Origin of the sequence: Caulobacter sp. UC70_42 (assembly GCF_044056025.1) — a bacterium.
Classification (GTDB): domain Bacteria; phylum Pseudomonadota; class Alphaproteobacteria; order Caulobacterales; family Caulobacteraceae; genus Caulobacter.
The window spans coordinates 3,116,061-3,132,367 of sequence record NZ_CP171994.1 but is presented as its reverse complement, the minus strand read 5'-3'; the positions used below and the strand labels follow the sequence as shown (position 1 = coordinate 3,132,367).

Below are 16,307 nucleotides of genomic sequence, written 5' to 3'. Positions count from 1 at the left end.
GCCTTCATGCGCCCAGCCTCTTAACCGTCATTTCCCGCCACACCGGCGGGTATTCACCAAAACCAACAATTGCTTACAGTCACGATCCCCCCTCAACTCGTGCGCGACCAAGGTGCGATCGGTGACGGTCGAGATCAAAAGGGCGCGCCAGCCTCCTTCGGATTCCTATGGGACGCGCAGGGCAAGAGCCGTCGTGCCGTTCAGGCTGATCTCCATTTTCCTGGCAAGGCCATCTCCAGCGTCGAAGATGATGCTCGCGTCCACGCCTCTGATGAAGAACCGGTCCATTGCCTCCGCCAGTAAGCCGGCCTCGTCGCGCCCGTCGACTTTGAAGACAAGGCCATCCTCGTCCTCAGTCACCGTGACATGTCGATGATCGGCGAGTTCGTACACGCCCAGGTACCGCTTCAGCCGCTCTGCCGAAAGCTCAACCGAATTCGGACGACGCATGAGATTGTCGCGGGGCAGCAGGAAGGGGAACGCGGCGTTAGGAAGAGCGGGATAGTAGGAGATGTGCTGTTCGCCCTCGAACGCCTTGGCCTGGAGCAAAACGCCTTGCACGCCGCTTAACGCCCGGATCACCTGCCGCGCGCCGTCGATCATGTAGGCGTTTTCGTCGCCTCCGTAGCCCACGAAGACCCGACGGGGCGAATTGGCGATCCGAAGGGCCCGAAGACGTTCGACGACACCAGGGTCGGCCCAGACCGACGGGCTAGCGATGAGGTAGGCGGCAAAGTCCGAGGGATGACTAGCAAGGACGTTGGCCGTGAAAAGTCCAGACAAGGAATGCCCAAACAGCATCGACTTGCCGCCATCCACCGGGTAGCGCGCTTCGACGAACGGCTTCAGTTCCTCTACCAAGAAACGGCGGAAGGCGTCCGCGCCTCCCCCCTTGTGAGCGAAGCCGTCCGGGCTGGTCGCGGATGTGGACAGCAGGTCCACGCCGCGCGCCGATGCTCCCGCTGGATACCCCACCGTCACGATATAGGCCGGGGCCATCACGCCCGCCGCGCCAAGCATATAGCCCGCCGGGCCGGCTAGGTCGTAGCCGCCGTCTAGGACATAGACCACGGGCGCGGTCTGCCCAGGAAGGATCGGTGGCGTGCGCGGCGGCGTGACCTCGATGACGAAGTCTCGGCCGACGATCGCGGAGTGGACCGTCAGGCTGATGGCGTCGGCGATGACGACAGGCCCTTCAGCCTTGATGGACAGAGATGACGAGGCGGCCATAGCGGGTGCGCAAAGAGCACAGATGAGTAGCCAAGCGGCGATCAGATGCGTCTTCATGGAGCCCCCTAAATCCAAGGGGAGATTTACCACTGTAGATTGCGCCGTCAATCTTGAGTCGGTCTTGCCTGCGCCTATCGGCGATGAGGGCGCCAGTAGCCGTAAAGCCTTTTTTCGGGGCTAGAAGACAGAATATTCTGCTGACTGTTTGGCTTTAAGGCCGCTCGTTCCAGCCGTAGGCGACCCACGAGTGGCCGCCGACATTTCGGGCCTCGATCAGGCTGGGATCACCCGTCGGCGCCTTGGCGACCTTGCGGCCGCGGAAGGCGAAAGCGGCGAGACCAAAGAGCGCGCTGCCGAGGAAACCGACGGCGACCACGGTGGCGGCGAACACCACCGCCAGCACCGCGCCGATCAACACCGCGACCGAGGTCGCCAGAGCCCCGGCCATCCAGGCCAGGCTATGGAAGGGCGAAGCTGCGACGCCTTGGCTGCTCATCGTAATCCTCTCGTCCACGCTCATGATCAACGAAGTTGGTTCACAAGCGCTGAACCGCAACTGAACACCCGACGGCCTCGGATGAAAAGCCCTATTCCGGCCCCTTACGGAGCGACGGATCGTCTCGGCTCAACCCGCCGCGGCCAAACCCAGTTCCTTGCGCTCGCGCATCACCGTCGAGAAGGCGGCGTTGATGGCGGCGGCCTTGGTCTCGGCCAGGGCGATGAAGTCGGCCGGCAGGCCCCGCGCCCGCGCCCGGTCGGGGTGGGCGTTGGACAGGGCCAGCTTCCAGGCCTTGCGCACCGTGGCGTCGTCGGCGTCGGCCGGCACTTCCAGGATGGCGTACGGATCGTCCTTGCCCACGCCCAGATGGGTGGCGCGCAGACGGCGGAAAGACAGCGGCGACATGCCGAACAGGTTCGAGAACTCGCTCCAGATAGTCGAGCTCGTCCTGGGTCACGACGCCGTCGGCCTTGGCGATATGGAACAGGCCGTCGACCACGTCCTCCAGCAGCTGCGGGCAGGTGCTATAGCGCTTGGCCAGACGCTTGGCGTAGCTCTCGAAGCCATGAGTCGTCTGGCGCGCCAGGTCGTATAGGCGGTGAATGTTCTGCTCCGAGGCCGGGTCGGGCTGGAACACCTCGGTGAAGGCCAGGAACTCGCCACCGTCGGCGCGGCCATCGACCTTGGCCAGCTTGGCGCCCAGGGCCGTCACCGCGGTTGAGAACGCCGGATCCTCGCCCGGCAGGCCGCTCGGACATTCCGTGCAGTCGGCCAGGTCCAGACGCCGGGCGGCGATACTCGCAATGTTGCGCCAGAAGGTCATGAAGCGCCTCGAAACCAGCGACGGACGAAGAAGGTACGCATGACGGGTCCTTTCGGATCACCCGCCAGCTCGCTTCTAGCACAATGAGAATGATCGTTCACATGACTTTAGTGCAATGCGGCGAAACCGCCCGATCACGCGACGAGGGAGCCGATCGGTGCTTCGTCCGTTATGGCCGCGCTTGACCTCTTATGGTCACGCAACGGTCCCATTCTGGATCGAAATGCTCTAGTCAGGCTCGACGTATTTTTAAAAAGGACATCCGCCCGCATGGCGAACGCCCTCTTCCTCGCCCTCGCCCTCTTCGCCCAGGACGGTCAGGCCAGCCAGTCGCCCAATGCTCCGCCGACCGACGAGTACGGCTATGTCGCCTGGTGCTACGGCGCCCTGGGCGGCTACGCCAATCTCTATGATCGCGTGATGCCCGAGGTGACGCGGATCGAGAAGGCGTTCCCGGGTCCCGACGGCGTCGCCGCCTCGCTGAAGACCTATCCTGAAATGCGCGAGCAGGCGCAAAAGGACCTCAAGGTCTTCGCCTCGGCAATCACGGCGGCCGAGAAGGCCAGTCCGCGCCCGATCTCGGAATATGGCGGCGCCCAGGTCAAGCGCGGCCAGTCCGTTTGGCAAGGCGCCGACACGGTCGACAAGGCGCGCCTGGCGCAGATGTGGATGAGCTGGAGCCCCCCCGGCGACTGCGAAAAGCGCGCGAGGGCGCTGGAGACTCGCTCGACCATCCTGGGCAAGGCCCTGAACTACAACAACGCCGCCGCGGCCTCGAAGAGCGCGCCGCCGGCTGAAGCCTCCAACCCGGCGTTCAACGCCACGCCGGCCACAGAGCCCGCCGCGCCGGTGTCCGAGCCGACGCCCGCGCCGCCTGCCCCCGCGCCGACGCCGGTCGCCCAGCCCGAGCCGGCGAAAACCGCTCCGGTCAAGACTGTGAAGGCCGAAACCAAGCCGACCGCCGCCAAGCCGCTGCCCAAGGCCCCTGCCGCCAAACTGCCGCCAATCGGCGGCAATGAGGTGATCGTCGACCCGGTCAATCCGATCCCCTGCGCCGGCAGCCTGGTCCCCGCCAAGCGCGGCGGCCGCGACGTGCTGATCTGCAAGGCGGACTGACGCCCGACTGGTCCTTCGCCCTCCATCTTATCGTTGGGCGAAGGATGCAGGCGCCGCAAGGCGATCCTCCCCAGCTGGGAGGATCCGGACTAGTGGACCTTCGCCGCCTCGCGCGCCCCGGCGATCGCATCGGCGGGCATCGGGCGGCCCAGCAGGTAACCCTGGAACTCGCTGCAGCCCAGTTTCACCAGGGCGTCCAGCTGGCCTTGGGTCTCGACGCCCTCGGCCGTGGTCTTCAGACCTAGTGACTTGGCCAGGCTGATGATGGCGCTGGCGACAGCCATGCTCTCGCTGTTGCCCGGCAGGCTGGAGACGAACGAGCGATCGATCTTCAGCTTGTCGATCGGATGGCGGCGTAGATAGGCGAGGCTGGCGTAGCCGGTGCCGAAGTCGTCCAGGGCCAGACGGAAACCCAGGCGTTTGAGGCGACGCAAGGCGTCGTGAACGCCATCGCTGTCCTTCAGGAGCGCCGTCTCGGTGATCTCCAGCAGGAAGACGTCGGCGCGGGCGCCGGTCTCGGCCAGGGTGGCGACCATCTCGTCGACGAAGCCGGGGCTGGACAGCTGGATAGCCGAGACGTTGACCGACACCTCCAGCCCCGACCAGCGCAGGCTGTCGTAGCAGGCGCGGCGGAACACCGCCGCCCCGACCAGGCCGATCAGGCCGCAGGACTCCGCCAACGGGATGAAGATGGCCGGCGAGATTTCGCCGCGTTCGGGATGGGTCCAGCGGGCCAGGGCCTCGAACGCCGATCATCGCGCCGCGCGCGTCGGTCAGCGGCTGGTAGGCGACGGCCAGGGATTCGCTCTCCAGGGCCGCGCGCAGGTCGCGCTCCAGACCCTTCCGCAGGCGAAGAGCCGCATCCATCTCGGGCTCGAAGAAGGCGAAGCGACCGCGACCGGCTTCCTTGGCGCGATAGAGCGCGACGTCGGCCTGGCGCAGCAGTTCGGCCTGCCCTTGATCGGCGTCGGAGACGACCGATACGCCGACCGAGCACGACAGGTGCGCCCGGCCGATGGAGAGGTCCACCTCGCCCGACAGGCCGTCGACCACACGCTGGGCCAGGGTCGCCGCGCCGGACGGGGTCGTGTCGGGCTGGATGATCGCGAACTCGTCGCCGCCTAGTCGGCAGATGGTGTCGGTCTCGCGGCAGATGTTCACCAGCCGGCGGGCGACCTCGCGGATCAGCTGGTCCCCGGCGTCGTGACCATAGCTGTCATTGACCTCCTTGAACCGGTCGAGGTCGATGCACAGCACGCCCAGGTGCCCCGGCTTGCGACGCAACAGGGCGTGGGCGTGGACCAGGCGGTCGGTGAACAGTGTGCGGTTGGCCAGGCCCGTCAGCGGGTCGTGCAGCGCCAGGTGCTTGGCCTCGGCCTCGCTGAGCAGCAGCTTCTTGGCCGCCCGGCGGGTGATGCGGAACAGCAGCAGCGAGCCGGCCGCTGCGGCCAGCACGGCCAGGGCCAGCATCGGCGTGGCCGACTTCAGCAGTTCCTCGCCCGGCTTGCGCGGAGTCCAGCTCAGGACGACGCGTCGGCCGTCCGCGGCCCGGCCCAGCAGGGCCTGGGCGGCGTCCGTATTGGCCTCGCCCGGCATGGCCACCTCGATACGCGCGTCGCGCAGCAGGAAGCGGTCGGAGAAGGTCTTGATCACGCTGTTGGCCACCGGGATGCCGGTCACCAGCAGCGGGGCGCGGGGCCCCCGGGTCTTGGCCTTCAGGTCCGGGCGGATCAGCGAGACGGTGATCAGCACGGGCTCGTCGCCGATCAGCTCGACACGACTCGTGTGGACGGCGCGCAATTTGGCGACCTTCTTGGGATCGGCCTCGATCTCGCGGATCGCGGTGACCAGACGGGCGGTCGGTGTTGCGTATCGGGCATAGGCTTCCGGCGCGACATCCTTGCCGTTGATGTGGCCGTAGATCGGCTTGCCGTCGGCGTCGAGAACGAAGACGACCTTGTAGCCCAGGGCTCCGCCCAGCGAGGCGCCGATGTTCTGGCTGGCCCAGGCCTGGTCGTACTGGTTGTCCAGCTTGATGATCGCCTCGTCCCAGATGACGTAGGGATTGAGCGCGGTCTGTATTTCCTTGCCGCGCTGGCGCAGGCCATTGCCGACAAGGGTCTGTTCGTACTGGCGTTCGCGCAGGTCGGCGTGGCGGGTGGCCACCGTCAGGGCCACACCGGCGAGCAGCATCATGCCCGCCGCCATGCCGGCGATCAGGCCAAAGATCTTCAGCTCGATGTTCCGACGGTCCATCTCACTCCCCTGAGATGGCGCATCCTTCATGGGAACCCTTGCCGAATTCCTTATCGTGACGCCCCCGTGGACAAATTATCGCACAGTGTTACGCGATTTGGGTTTCACGGTTCCCGTCACCCGACGCCCCCCACGCCGGAACCCGCCCGATCGGCGTCCGACGTCGTCGGCGGGACGGGCCCGGCGCCTCGTCAGGCCGCCGCCCCCCGAGTCCGCGCGGCCGGGTCGTAGTTGAGGATCGGCGCCAGCCAGCGTTCGGCCGTGGCCACGTCCCAGCCCTTGCGGCGGGCATAGTCCTCGACCTGGTCCGCGTCGATCTTGCCAACCCCGAAATAGTGCGCCTTGGGGTGGCTGAAATAGAGACCCGAGACCGCCGCGCCCGGGGTCATCGCGTAGCTCTCGGTCAGCTTCAGGCCGGTGGCCGCCTCGGCGTCCAGCAGCTTGAACAGCGCGCCCTTCTCGGTGTGGTCGGGCTGGGCCGGATAGCCGGGCGCGGGACGGATGCCCTGATAGGTCTCGGCGATCATCACGTCGGTGTCGGCCGCCTCGTCGGGCGCGTAGCCCCAAAGCTCGACACGCGCCTTGTAGTGCAGCCATTCAGCGAACGCCTCGGCCAGGCGGTCGGCCAAGGCCGACGCCATGATGGCGCTATAGTCGTCGCCGGCGTCCTTGAACATCTTGACGATCTCGTCCTCGCCGTGGCCAGCGGTGACGGCGAAGCCGCCGATATAGTCAGCGCCCTGTCCGATCGGCGCGACGAAATCCGACAGCGCCACGTTCTGCTTGCCTTCGCCCTTGTCCATCTGCTGGCGCAGGGTGTGGAAGCGCGAATATTCGGCCGTTCGGGTCTCGTCCGTATAGAGAACGATGTCGTCGCCCTGGGCCTGGGCCGGCCAGAAGCCGATCACGCCCTTGGCGCCGAACCACTTCTCGGCGACCACCCTGTCCAGCATCTCGCGGGCTTCGCGATAGAGGTCGGTGGCGGCCTGGCCGACCACGTCATCCTCCAGGATTTGCGGGAAGCGCCCGATCAGCTCCCAGCTGGCGAAGAACGGCGACCAGTCGATGAACGGAACCAGCTCCTCCAGGCTCGGCTCGAACGTGCGCGCGCCGATGAAGCTCGGTTTGGGCGGCACATAGCCGTCCCAGTCGATGACGAACTTCCGAAGCCGCGCCTCGGCGATGCTGGTGCGCGCCTTGGCCGTCTGGCCGCGGGCGTACTGCTCGCGGATGCGGACATATTCGGCGCGGGTCTCGGCCTGCAGACGGTCGCGCTCGGTCGGCGACAGCAGGCCCGAAACCACGCCCACCGCCCGACTGGCGTCCAGCACATAGGTGGTCGAGCCCTTGCGATAGGCCGGTTCGATCTTCACCGCCGTATGGGTGCGGCTTGTGGTGGCGCCGCCGATCAGCAGCGGTATGGTGAAGCCCTGGCGCTCCATCTCGGCGGCCACGAACACCATCTCGTCCAGCGACGGCGTGATCAGGCCCGACAGGCCGATCATGTCGACGTTGTGCTTCCTAGCCTCGTCGAGGATGCGGTCGGCCGGGACCATCACGCCCAGGTCGATGACCTCGTAGTTGTTACACTGCAGCACGACGCCGACGATGTTCTTGCCGATGTCGTGGACGTCGCCCTTCACCGTGGCCATCAGGATGCGGCCGGCCTGCTCGCGCGGCTTGCCGGCCTTCTCGGCCTCCATGAACGGCTCCAGCCACGCCACGGCCTGCTTCATGACGCGAGCCGACTTCACCACCTGCGGCAGGAACATCTTGCCCGAGCCGAACAGGTCGCCGACCACGTTCATGCCGTCCATCAGGTGACCTTCGATGACGTGCAGCGGCCGCTCGACCGACAGGCGCGCCTCTTCGGTGTCCTGGTTGATGAACTCGGTGATGCCGTGGACCAGGGCGTGGGTGATGCGCTCGTTCACCGTGCCCTTGCGCCATTCCAGGTTGGCGGTCTGGACCTGGCCCTTCTCGCCTTTGTAGCGCGGGGCCATGTCGACCAAGCGCTCGGTGTTGGAGACATTGGTCCGCTGCGGCCGGTTGAGGATCACGTCCTCGACGGCCTCGCGCAGCTCGGGATCCAGAGCGTCGTAGACTGGCAGGTCGCCGGCGTTGACGATGCCCATGTCCATGCCGGCGTTAATGGCGTGATACAGGAACACCGAGTGGATCGCCCGGCGCACCGGCTCGTTGCCGCGGAAGCTGAACGACACGTTCGAAACCCCGCCCGACACGCGGGCGTAGGGGCAGCGTTTCTTGATCTCGCGCGTGCCCTCGATGAAGTCGACGGCGTAGTTGTCGTGCTCCTCGATGCCCGTCGCCACGGCGAAGATGTTGGGGTCGAAGATGATGTCCTCGGTGGGAAACCCACCTTGTCGACCAGGATGCGGTAGGCCTTCTCGCAGATCTCGATCTTGCGGGCGGCGGTGTCGGCCTGGCCGACCTCGTCGAAGGCCATGACCACCACGGCGGCGCCATAGCGCAGGCACAGCTTGGCCTGCTCGATGAACTTGGCCTCGCCTTCCTTCATCGAGATCGAATTGACGATCGCCTTGCCCTGGACGCACTTCAGGCCCGCCTCGATCACCTCCCACTTGGAGCTGTCGATCATCACCGGCACGCGGGCGATGTCCGGCTCGGCGGCCATCAGGTTCAGGAAGGTGATCATGGCCTGCTTGGAGTCGAGCAGGCCCTCGTCCATGTTGACGTCGATGACCTGGGCCCCGGCCTCGACCTGCTGGCGCGCGACCGACAGCGCCTCGGGGTAGTTCCCCTCGACGATCAGCTTCTTGAACTTGGCCGAGCCGGTGACGTTGGTGCGCTCACCGATATTGACGAAGACGGGTCTCATGGTCGGTCGATCCAAATAAACCCGCCTTCCTCGCCCTTGTGGCGAGGACCCAGGGCGCCGCTGACTCGGCGCCTGGAAAGTCGGGCTCCGCATCAGCGGAAAACTAGGTCCTGGGCGCAAGGCCCAGGAAGGCAGAAGAGAAATAGCGGCTAAGCCAGCTCGAACGGCTCGAGCCCCGCCAGGCGCATGGCCTTGGGGCGCTCGGGGATCTCGCGGGGCGCGACACCGCGCACCTCGTCGGCCACGTGGCGGATGTGGTCCGGCGTCGTGCCGCAGCAGCCGCCCAGGATGTTGACCAGGCCGTCCTTGGCCCACTCGTGCAGGGCGTGGCCGGTCTGGTGCGGCTCCTCGTCGTACTGGCCCATGGCGTTGGGCAGGCCGGCGTTGGGGTAGGCCGCGACAAGCGTGTCGGCGATGCGGGCCATCTCGGCGATGTGCGGGCGCATAAGGTCCGCCCCCAGGGCGCAGTTGAAGCCCACCGCGAAAGGCTTGGCGTGCTTGATGCTGTTCCAGAACGCCTCGGCCGTCTGGCCCGACAGGGTGCGGCCCGAGCGGTCGGTGATGGTGCCGCTGATCCAGATCGGCAGCTCTTCATGGCCCTCGTCGCGCAGGTCGAGAATGGCCTTGATGGCAGCCTTGCAGTTCAGGGTGTCGGTGATGGTCTCGATCAGGAAGAGGTCGACGCCTCCTTTGTAGAGCGCGTCCACCTGCTGGCGGTACGCCGCGTAGACCTGGTCGAAGGTCACCTTGCGCGCGCCCGGATCGTTCACGTCCGAGGACATCGACAGCATCACGTTCAACGGCCCGATCGAGCCGGCGATGAACTTTGGGCTGGCCGGATTCTGCGCGTTCCAGCGGTCGGCCACCGAGCGGCCGATCCTGGCGCCCTCGAGATTGATGTCCCAGACGTCCTGTTCCGACAGGTGATAATCGGCTTGGGCGATCGTGGTGCCCGAGAAGGTGTTGGTCTCCGAGATGTCCGCGCCGGCGGCGAAATAGGCGTCATGCAGTTCGGCCACGAGATCCGGCCGGGTCAGGCACAGGATGTCGTTATTACCCTTCATCTGGCCGTTGTAGCCGGCGAAGCGCTCGGCGCGGTAGTCGGCCTCGGTCAGGCCCTTCTTCTGGAACATCACGCCCCAGGAGCCGTCCAGGATCAGGATCTTCTGCTTGGCGGCGGCCTTGAGGGCGGCCACGCGGTTCGCGCGGATGGAAAGGTCGGTCATTTCCGGACTCCGGAAGCCGCCGCCTGCTGGCGCGCGAGCTCTTCATTGAAGGCGGCCTCCGAGTCGGCGACGTAGCGCGTCAGCTCGGTCGGATCGACGAAAGCGTTGGGGTCGCCGCGCAGCTGCTTCTTGCGCTTGGCCAGCAGGTCGCCCTGCTCCTCGTGCGCCGGCAGCATCACATCGGTCGGGATGGCCCGCAGCTTGGCGAAGCTGCCACGATAGTCGGCGACGATGTTTCGGTGGGTCTTGTTGCCGACCAGCACATTGCCGGCCACGGACAGCGAGCACGGGAAGGTGACGGTCAGCGGCCGCCCCTTCTCGATCACGGCGGTGGTCCAGCTGGTGCAGCCGATCGTGTGGCCGGGCGTCAGGTGGGCGACCAGCGCCGTCTCGCCCAGCTTCAGCTTCTGGCCGTCGCCGAACGCCTTGTCGACCTTCGCCGCCGGCATGGGCGTGGGGCCGTTCTCGTTGTCGCCGATATGGTGGCCCTGCTCGATCGCCGGCTCGTCGCCGCGCGAGATCCACAACTTGGCCGTTGGGATGTCGGCCTTCAGCTGAGCCAGACCGCCGGCGTGGTCGTAGTGGGCGTGGGTGTTGATCAGGATCTTCACATCGGCCAGCTGGAAGCCCAGCGCGGCGATGTTCCGCTCTATCTGCTTGCCGACCTCGGCGTTCGGCCCGCCGTCCAGCAGCACATGACCTTCGGACGATGTGATCAGCCAGGACGAGATGCCCTCGGTCCCGACGTAATAGATGTTGCCCACGACGCGGTAGGGCTTGGTCGGCTTGGTCCAGTTGGCGGGCATGTCGGCGTGGGCCGCCGGGGCCAGGGCCAGGACCGACGCCGCCAGGGCGATCAAAAAGCGCTTCATGCCGCCGCCTCCGCCGGGGCCGGTGAAACCTCGCGAACGCCCAGCACACGGCAGATCGCATAGACCAGGTCGGCCCGGTTCAGGGTGTAGAAGTGGAAGTCCTCGAAGCCCTGCTCCTGCAGCTTGGCGCACATCTCGGCGGCGACCGAGCAGGCGATCAGGCGACGCGTCTCGGCGTCGTGCTCCAGGCCGTCGAACAGGTTGCCCAGCCACGATGGGATCGCCGTCTGACAGGCGGCGGCCATCTTCTTGAGGCCCGCGAAATTGGTCACCGGCATGATCCCCGGCACGATCGGGATCGTGATCCCGGCGTCGCGGACCTTGTCGACATAGCGCAGGAAGGCGTCCAGATCGAAGAAGAACTGGCTGATGCCCAGCGTCGCGCCGGCGTCGACCTTCTGCTTCAGCACATCGATGTCGTGCTCCAGCGACGGACTTTCCGGATGCTTCTCAGGATAGACGCCGACCAGCACCTCGAACGGCGCGATGCCGCGCACGGCCTTGGTCAATTCGGTGGCGTTGGCGTAGCCGTCGGCGCGCGGGACATAGACGCCGCCGATGCCGCCCTCGCCCGGCGGCGGGTCGCCGCGCAGCGAGACGATGTGGCGAACGCCCGTCTCCCAGTACTCACGGATCACCTCGTCGACCTCGTCGCGCGAGGCGCCGACGCAGGTCAGGTGGGCGGCGGGCTTGAGAGTCGTTTCGTCCAGGATGCGCTTGACCGTGCGGTGCGTGCGCTCGCGGGTCGATCCGCCGGCGCCGTAAGTCACCGAGACGAAGGCCGGGTCCAGCGGGGCCAGGCGGGTGATCGCCTGCCACAGGCTCTCTTCCATCGCCGGGGTCTTGGGCGGGAAGAACTCGAACGAGACGCGCGGACGATAGGTGCGCTCGCCAGCGCGGGCGACGGGACCGATCACGCGGCGGGTGGGCGGAAGGGTCATGCGGCGTTCCTCTCGGCCACGGCGGCGACGGGGCGCCGGGCCGTCCAGATCTTGACGGTCAGCCCCTCGGCCGTGGCCGGCGGCAGGGCGATATTGCTTTCCAGATGCAGGCCCGCGGCCTGCAGCCAGGTGACGATCTCGACGTCGTCGAAGCCCAGGCGGCGGTGCTGGTGAACCTCGCGCAGGAACTCGTGGTCGTGCGGGGCGAAGTCGGCGATCAGCAGCAGGCCGCCGGGCGTCACCAGCCGCGCGGCCTCGGCTACCGCGTGGGCGGGATCCGAAAGGTAGTGCAGCACCTGATGCACGGTGACCAGATCGGCGCAGCCGCCCGGCAGGCCCGTGCGGAAGATGTCGCCATGACGCAGCTCGCAGCGGGTCAGCCCGGCCTTGGTCACCTCATCGCGGGCGATGTTCAGCATCTGCTGCGACAAGTCCAGGCCCAGGGCGTTGCTGACCCGCTTGCCCAGCAGGGTCAACATGCGACCCGCGCCGGCGCCCAGATCGACCATCTCGTCGAAGGGGCCCTCCCCCGCGGCCCGCAGGATCGCGGCCTCGACCTCGGCCTCGTCGACATACAGCGAGCGGATCTCGTTCCAGCGCGCGGCATTGCGGGCGAAATAGGCCTGGGCGTCCGTCGAGCGCTCCGCCCGCACGGCCGACAGCTTGTCGGCGTCCAGGCGCACGACGGGATCGGTGTCGTCGATCAGGTCCAGCGCCTGCTCGACCAGGAAGCGGCCCGGCGACTTGGCGGCCAGGCGGTAGAATACCCAGGCCCCGTCCGGAAAACGCTCGACCAGGCCCGCCTCGGCCAGCAGCTTCAGATGCCGCGAGACGCGCGGCTGGCTCTGGTCGAGGATCCGGCACAGCTCCAGCACCGACAGCTCCTCGGCCGCCAACAGGGCCAGCAGGCGCAGGCGCGTCGACTCGCCGGCGGCGCGCAGCACTTCGACAACCTGTTCGGCGGTGAGCTTCATGAGGACATAAAGATATCTTTATGTCCGATTTGGCAAGGGGAATTTATGCCTCGGCGTCGGCCGCGGGCGGCTCCCAGAGCTCGATTTTAACCCCGGCCGGGTCCATCAGCCAGGCGAAACGACCCATGCCGCCCTCGTCCTGCCGGCCCGTCGGCTCAACGCCCTCCGCGGCGGCCGTGGCCAGCACGCCGTCGATATCATCGACCACGAAATTGATCATGAACGGCGCGGCGGACGGCGCGAAATATTGAGTGTCGGCTCCGAACAGCGCCCAGTTGGTCGTCGCGGTCCTGGGAGACTTGAACACCGCCCCACCCCACGAGTGGATTTCGAAGCCCAGCACCCGCGCGTACCAGTCGCGCGCGGCTTGCGGATCCTCGGCCTTGTAGAACACCCCCGCCCAGCCCCAGCACCTTGGCCATCACCGATCCCCTATCGCGCTCGCCCAATCCTCGGACCACCTTAGCAGAGGCCACAGCGCCGCGATCAAGTCCGACCCGCGCGGGCTGAGGCGATATCCGGCGTCGGCCGCCACGATGTCGGCCGCGCGCAACTCCGCCAGCCGTGTGTTCAGCGTGCCCGGCGGCAGTTCGGCCGCCGCCTGCAGGGCGCGGAAGGTCAGGACGCGGCCTTCGCGCAGCTCCCAGACGATCCGCAGCGCCCCGCGCCGGCCCAGCAGGTCCAGCGCCGCCATGATCGGCCTGCCGCTGTCCGAGCCACGAACCGCACGCCCCGGCAAGGTCGCTTCATTTTTTGTAGCGTCTTCGGAATTTTCCATGTTACAAATTTTGTAGCACGGAGCACCACCGATGTCGCCACGGATCGAACCCGCCCAAGCCCCCTACCCGCCGAGCGTCGCCCGCACGCTGGAGCAGTTGAAGACGCCCGGCGACCAGCCGCTTTCGCTGTTTCGAACCCTGGCCCGCGACGAGCGCCTGTTCGCCCGCTTCACCGGCGGCGGGCTGCTGGACCCGGGCCATTTGACCTTGCGAGAGCGCGAGATCGTCATCCATCGCATCTGCGCTCTGAACGGCGCGGCCTATGAGTGGGGCGTCCACGCGGCGCTCTTCGCCAGCGCGGCCGGTCTCCGCGCCGAGCAGCTCGCCGCCACCACCGCCCCGGGAGTCGCCACCTGCTGGGGACCGCGCGAGGCGCTGCTGATCGGCTTCTGCGACGCGGTCAACGCCCGCGCCGACATCGACGACGCCCTGTGGGCGCGCCTGGCCGAGGCCTTTTCCGAAGGGGCCCGGATCGAGCTGATGATGCTGGCCGGCTTCTATCGGACGGTCAGCCTGCTGGTGAACGGTCTGCGGTTGGAGCCCGAGCCCTTCGCCGCGCCGTTCCCGCCCTAGGCCGCCACGGGAGTCGCCAGCGGCTCGCCGTGGAAGTAGCGGCGCAGGTTCTCCAGGGTCAGGCTGACCATGGCCGGGATGCTGTCCAGGGTCGCGCCGGCCGTGTGCGGGGTCAGCACCGTGTGCGGCACGTTCGCCCAGCGCGCGGCCGGGTCGGCTCCTGCGCGTACACATCGAGGGCGGCCATGCCGAGCGCGCCGCTCTTCAGGGCCTCGATCAGGGCGTCCTCGTCGATCAGGGCGCCGCGCGCGACATTGACGATCAGGCCCTGCGGCCCGACCGCCTCGATGACAGCCTGGTTGATCAGGTGATGGTTCGACGCGTCCGAGCGCGAGCAGACCACCAGCACGTCGCTGTCGCGAGCCAGGGCCAGCAGGCTGTCGGCGCGGGGATAGTCGGTCTCCTTGGGATGCGGCCCCCACCAGGCGATCTTCATCTCGAACGCCGTTAGGCGGTTGGCCACCGCCTCGCCGATATGGCCCAGGCCGACGATGCCGGCCTTGCGGCCGCGCAGACCATGGCGCGGGGCCATGCGCTCGGCATGGGTCCAGTGGCCCGAGCGCAGGCGATGATCGCCCTCGACAATGCCGCGCCAAGCGGCCAGGACAAGGCCCACCGCGTGATCGGCGACGTCGGCGGCGTTCAGGCCGGTGGAATGGGTGACGGCGATGCCATGGGCCTTGCACCAGGGCACGTCGACGCCGTCATAGCCGACGCTGACGCAGGCGATCAGGCCCAGTTGCGGCATTTCCGAGAGCATGTCGCGGGAGAGCGCGAACTCGCCGGCGTGAACGATGGCCCGAACCCGCCGTCCCGGCCCCTCTAGAAAGGCCATCCGGTCGGGATGGTCCCATAGTCGATGCACCTCGTAGGCGTTCTCCAGCAGCGGCTGCAGCGGCAGCAGCATCTCGTGCGAGAGCAGGATGTGAGGCTTGTCGACGGGCGCCTTCGGGGAATCCGGCATGCATGTCCTCCAACTGCGCGGGTCGTTGAGCCCGCGGCGGATCTTTGTCTCGCCCCCGGCGCCTCGGTGGAAACGCCTATTGAGAAGCTAGGCAGAGCCCTGCGCTGACGCCAGTGTCGGTCACATCACGCTGTGGTGACGAAGCCGGCCCGCGCGGCAAGAACCCGATCCCGGACGCGGCGGTTCCGCCAAGCGCCATTTTGCAAGGCCAAGCTGTGAACAACCGCCGCCGCGAGGGGTTTTGCTGACGGCGCCACCAGGCGCTTCAGATCCGGAGAATTCCAGATGTTGACCAAGATGCTCGCCGCCACCGCGGCCCTGTCGATGTTGGCGTGCGGCGGCGTGGCGCTGGCCGCCCAGGCCAAGTCGTCGGTCCAGACCGGCCCCAAGCAGCCGATCCCCTATTCGCAGCTCGACGCCTACGACAAGGCTTCGCCCAAGGCGCGGGCCAGCAAGGACTGGTGGGCCGGCTCCGCCAGCGCCTCGACCGGCATGTCGACCGACACCAGCGCCACCCTGCCGCCGGCCACGTCGAGCGCGCCCGATACGGCCGTGAACCCAGCGCCGTCCGCCTCCCCCAGCTTGCCGACGACGCCACCGACCAACGCGCCGATGACCGAGGATAAGATGACCCAGCCCGGCGCCGCGGCCACCCCGCCGATGTCTTCGCCGGCCGATCCGAAGTAGGCCCTTGGCCGGGACGGCCCGCGCCGTCCCGGCGGCTTAGCCGCCGAAGATAAAGTCGGCCTTGTAGTAGCCGTTGGCCGGATCCAGGATGTTGACAGCGAACGGCGCGGAGCCGTCGGCGAGGTCCATCAGCCAGGCATCGTTGGACTTGGCCATGACCCCGAGGTTCTCGGTCGCCGCCGCCGCCAGCAGGAAGCCGACCATGGCCGCCTTGGTGCCGATGCCGGCCGCGCCATCACCGCCATAGTAGGCGAGGTAATCGACCCGCGTGTCGATCAGCGCGTGAACCTTGGCGTCGGTCGGCGTCCCTCCGAAAATCGTCGCATAGGCCTTCTTCGTTGCTTCGAACAGCGACAGCGACCCGTAGGTGGCCGCGAAGCTGTCCTTGGCCTCGCCGTTCTTGCCCAGATTGACCGCGAAGTTGATGTAGCGGTTCACCGTATCGAACGTGGCGTAGTAGGCGCTGTTCAGGTTGGTCGGGTTCGGACCGGTTGGCGAAACAAGGAA

At 67.3% G+C, this 16,307-nt stretch carries 11 protein-coding genes and 8 pseudogenes; 4 read left to right on the top strand and 15 right to left on the bottom strand.

Going from position 1 to position 16,307, the window contains the following annotated elements; all coding sequences use genetic code 11:
• Positions 1–165 precede the first annotated feature (165 nt).
• From ACHMW8_RS15505 to ACHMW8_RS15495, 3 genes and pseudogenes are all read right to left on the bottom strand, one after another.
• A complete protein-coding gene (locus ACHMW8_RS15505; RefSeq protein ID WP_395443034.1) occupies positions 166–1,287 on the bottom strand; it encodes an alpha/beta hydrolase-fold protein in 1,122 nt (373 codons plus the stop codon).
• A 154-nt stretch (positions 1,288–1,441) separates the two neighbouring features.
• Positions 1,442–1,756, bottom strand: coding sequence for a hypothetical protein (locus tag ACHMW8_RS15500; protein WP_125156402.1), 315 nt, complete (start codon positions 1,754–1,756; stop codon positions 1,442–1,444).
• A 99-nt stretch (positions 1,757–1,855) separates the two neighbouring features.
• A pseudogene (locus ACHMW8_RS15495) lies at positions 1,856–2,552 on the bottom strand (TerB family tellurite resistance protein).
• 270 nt (positions 2,553–2,822) lie between these two features.
• Here ACHMW8_RS15495 and ACHMW8_RS15490 point away from each other — a divergent pair.
• Positions 2,823–3,668, top strand: coding sequence for a hypothetical protein (locus ACHMW8_RS15490; RefSeq protein ID WP_395443033.1), 846 nt, complete (start codon positions 2,823–2,825; stop codon positions 3,666–3,668).
• Positions 3,669–3,757: 89 nt separating this feature from the next.
• On the opposite strand, the gene ACHMW8_RS15485 is transcribed toward ACHMW8_RS15490, so the two are convergent.
• The 10 genes and pseudogenes from ACHMW8_RS15485 to ACHMW8_RS15440 all read right to left on the bottom strand — a co-directional run bounded on the left by ACHMW8_RS15485 (position 3,758) and on the right by ACHMW8_RS15440 (position 13,536).
• Positions 3,758–4,360 carry an EAL domain-containing protein gene (locus tag ACHMW8_RS15485; protein WP_395445988.1) on the bottom strand — a complete coding sequence of 201 codons (603 nt, stop codon included), beginning with the start codon at positions 4,358–4,360 and terminating at the stop codon, positions 3,758–3,760.
• A 202-nt stretch (positions 4,361–4,562) separates the two neighbouring features.
• Positions 4,563–5,861: pseudogene (locus ACHMW8_RS15480) on the bottom strand (diguanylate cyclase domain-containing protein); the annotation flags it as partial.
• Between the two features lie 254 nt (positions 5,862–6,115).
• Entirely contained in the window at positions 6,116–7,366 is a 1,251-nt protein-coding gene (locus ACHMW8_RS15475; RefSeq protein ID WP_395445987.1) for a vitamin B12 dependent-methionine synthase activation domain-containing protein, read from the bottom strand.
• A gap of 6 nt (positions 7,367–7,372) precedes the next feature.
• Positions 7,373–8,784, bottom strand: a pseudogene (locus tag ACHMW8_RS15470) (dihydropteroate synthase); the annotation flags it as partial.
• Between the two features lie 149 nt (positions 8,785–8,933).
• A complete protein-coding gene (locus ACHMW8_RS15465) occupies positions 8,934–10,010 on the bottom strand; it encodes a homocysteine S-methyltransferase family protein (RefSeq protein WP_395443032.1) in 1,077 nt (358 codons plus the stop codon).
• On the bottom strand, positions 10,007–10,882 hold the full coding sequence (gene blaCAU / locus ACHMW8_RS15460) for a CAU/MBL1b family subclass B3 metallo-beta-lactamase (protein ID WP_395443031.1): 876 nt from the start codon (positions 10,880–10,882) through the stop codon (positions 10,007–10,009). The genes ACHMW8_RS15465 and blaCAU overlap by 4 nt, the downstream gene beginning before the upstream one ends.
• A complete protein-coding gene (gene metF, locus ACHMW8_RS15455) occupies positions 10,879–11,823 on the bottom strand; it encodes a methylenetetrahydrofolate reductase [NAD(P)H] (RefSeq protein ID WP_125156395.1) in 945 nt (314 codons plus the stop codon). The genes blaCAU and metF overlap by 4 nt, the downstream gene beginning before the upstream one ends.
• Positions 11,820–12,797 carry a metalloregulator ArsR/SmtB family transcription factor gene (locus ACHMW8_RS15450; protein WP_125156394.1) on the bottom strand — a complete coding sequence of 326 codons (978 nt, stop codon included), beginning with the start codon at positions 12,795–12,797 and terminating at the stop codon, positions 11,820–11,822. Before ACHMW8_RS15450 ends, metF begins: the two co-directional genes overlap by 4 nt.
• Before the next feature lie 43 nt (positions 12,798–12,840).
• A pseudogene (locus ACHMW8_RS15445) lies at positions 12,841–13,219 on the bottom strand (VOC family protein).
• Positions 13,219–13,536 (bottom strand): winged helix-turn-helix transcriptional regulator, encoded by a 318-nt coding sequence (locus ACHMW8_RS15440; RefSeq protein ID WP_395443030.1) that lies wholly within the window; start codon positions 13,534–13,536, stop codon positions 13,219–13,221. Before ACHMW8_RS15440 ends, ACHMW8_RS15445 begins: the two are co-directional and overlap by 1 nt.
• A 70-nt stretch (positions 13,537–13,606) precedes the next feature.
• On the opposite strand from ACHMW8_RS15440, the pseudogene ACHMW8_RS15435 reads away from it, so the two are divergent.
• A pseudogene (locus tag ACHMW8_RS15435) lies at positions 13,607–13,891 on the top strand (carboxymuconolactone decarboxylase family protein); the annotation flags it as partial.
• A pseudogene (locus tag ACHMW8_RS15430) lies at positions 13,839–14,149 on the top strand (hypothetical protein). The pseudogenes ACHMW8_RS15435 and ACHMW8_RS15430, both read left to right, overlap by 53 nt.
• On the opposite strand, the pseudogene ACHMW8_RS15425 reads toward ACHMW8_RS15430, so the two are convergent.
• Positions 14,146–15,113, bottom strand: a pseudogene (locus tag ACHMW8_RS15425) (2-hydroxyacid dehydrogenase). The pseudogenes ACHMW8_RS15430 and ACHMW8_RS15425 sit on opposite strands and share 4 nt — an antisense overlap.
• A gap of 285 nt (positions 15,114–15,398) precedes the next feature.
• Between ACHMW8_RS15425 and ACHMW8_RS15420 the strand changes: the two are divergent.
• Positions 15,399–15,800, top strand: a complete 402-nt coding sequence (locus ACHMW8_RS15420; RefSeq protein WP_125156390.1) for a hypothetical protein — start codon at positions 15,399–15,401, stop codon at positions 15,798–15,800.
• Positions 15,801–15,836: 36 nt separating this feature from the next.
• Here ACHMW8_RS15420 and ACHMW8_RS15415 read toward each other — a convergent pair.
• Positions 15,837–16,307 (bottom strand): annotated as a pseudogene (locus ACHMW8_RS15415) (hypothetical protein); the annotation flags it as partial.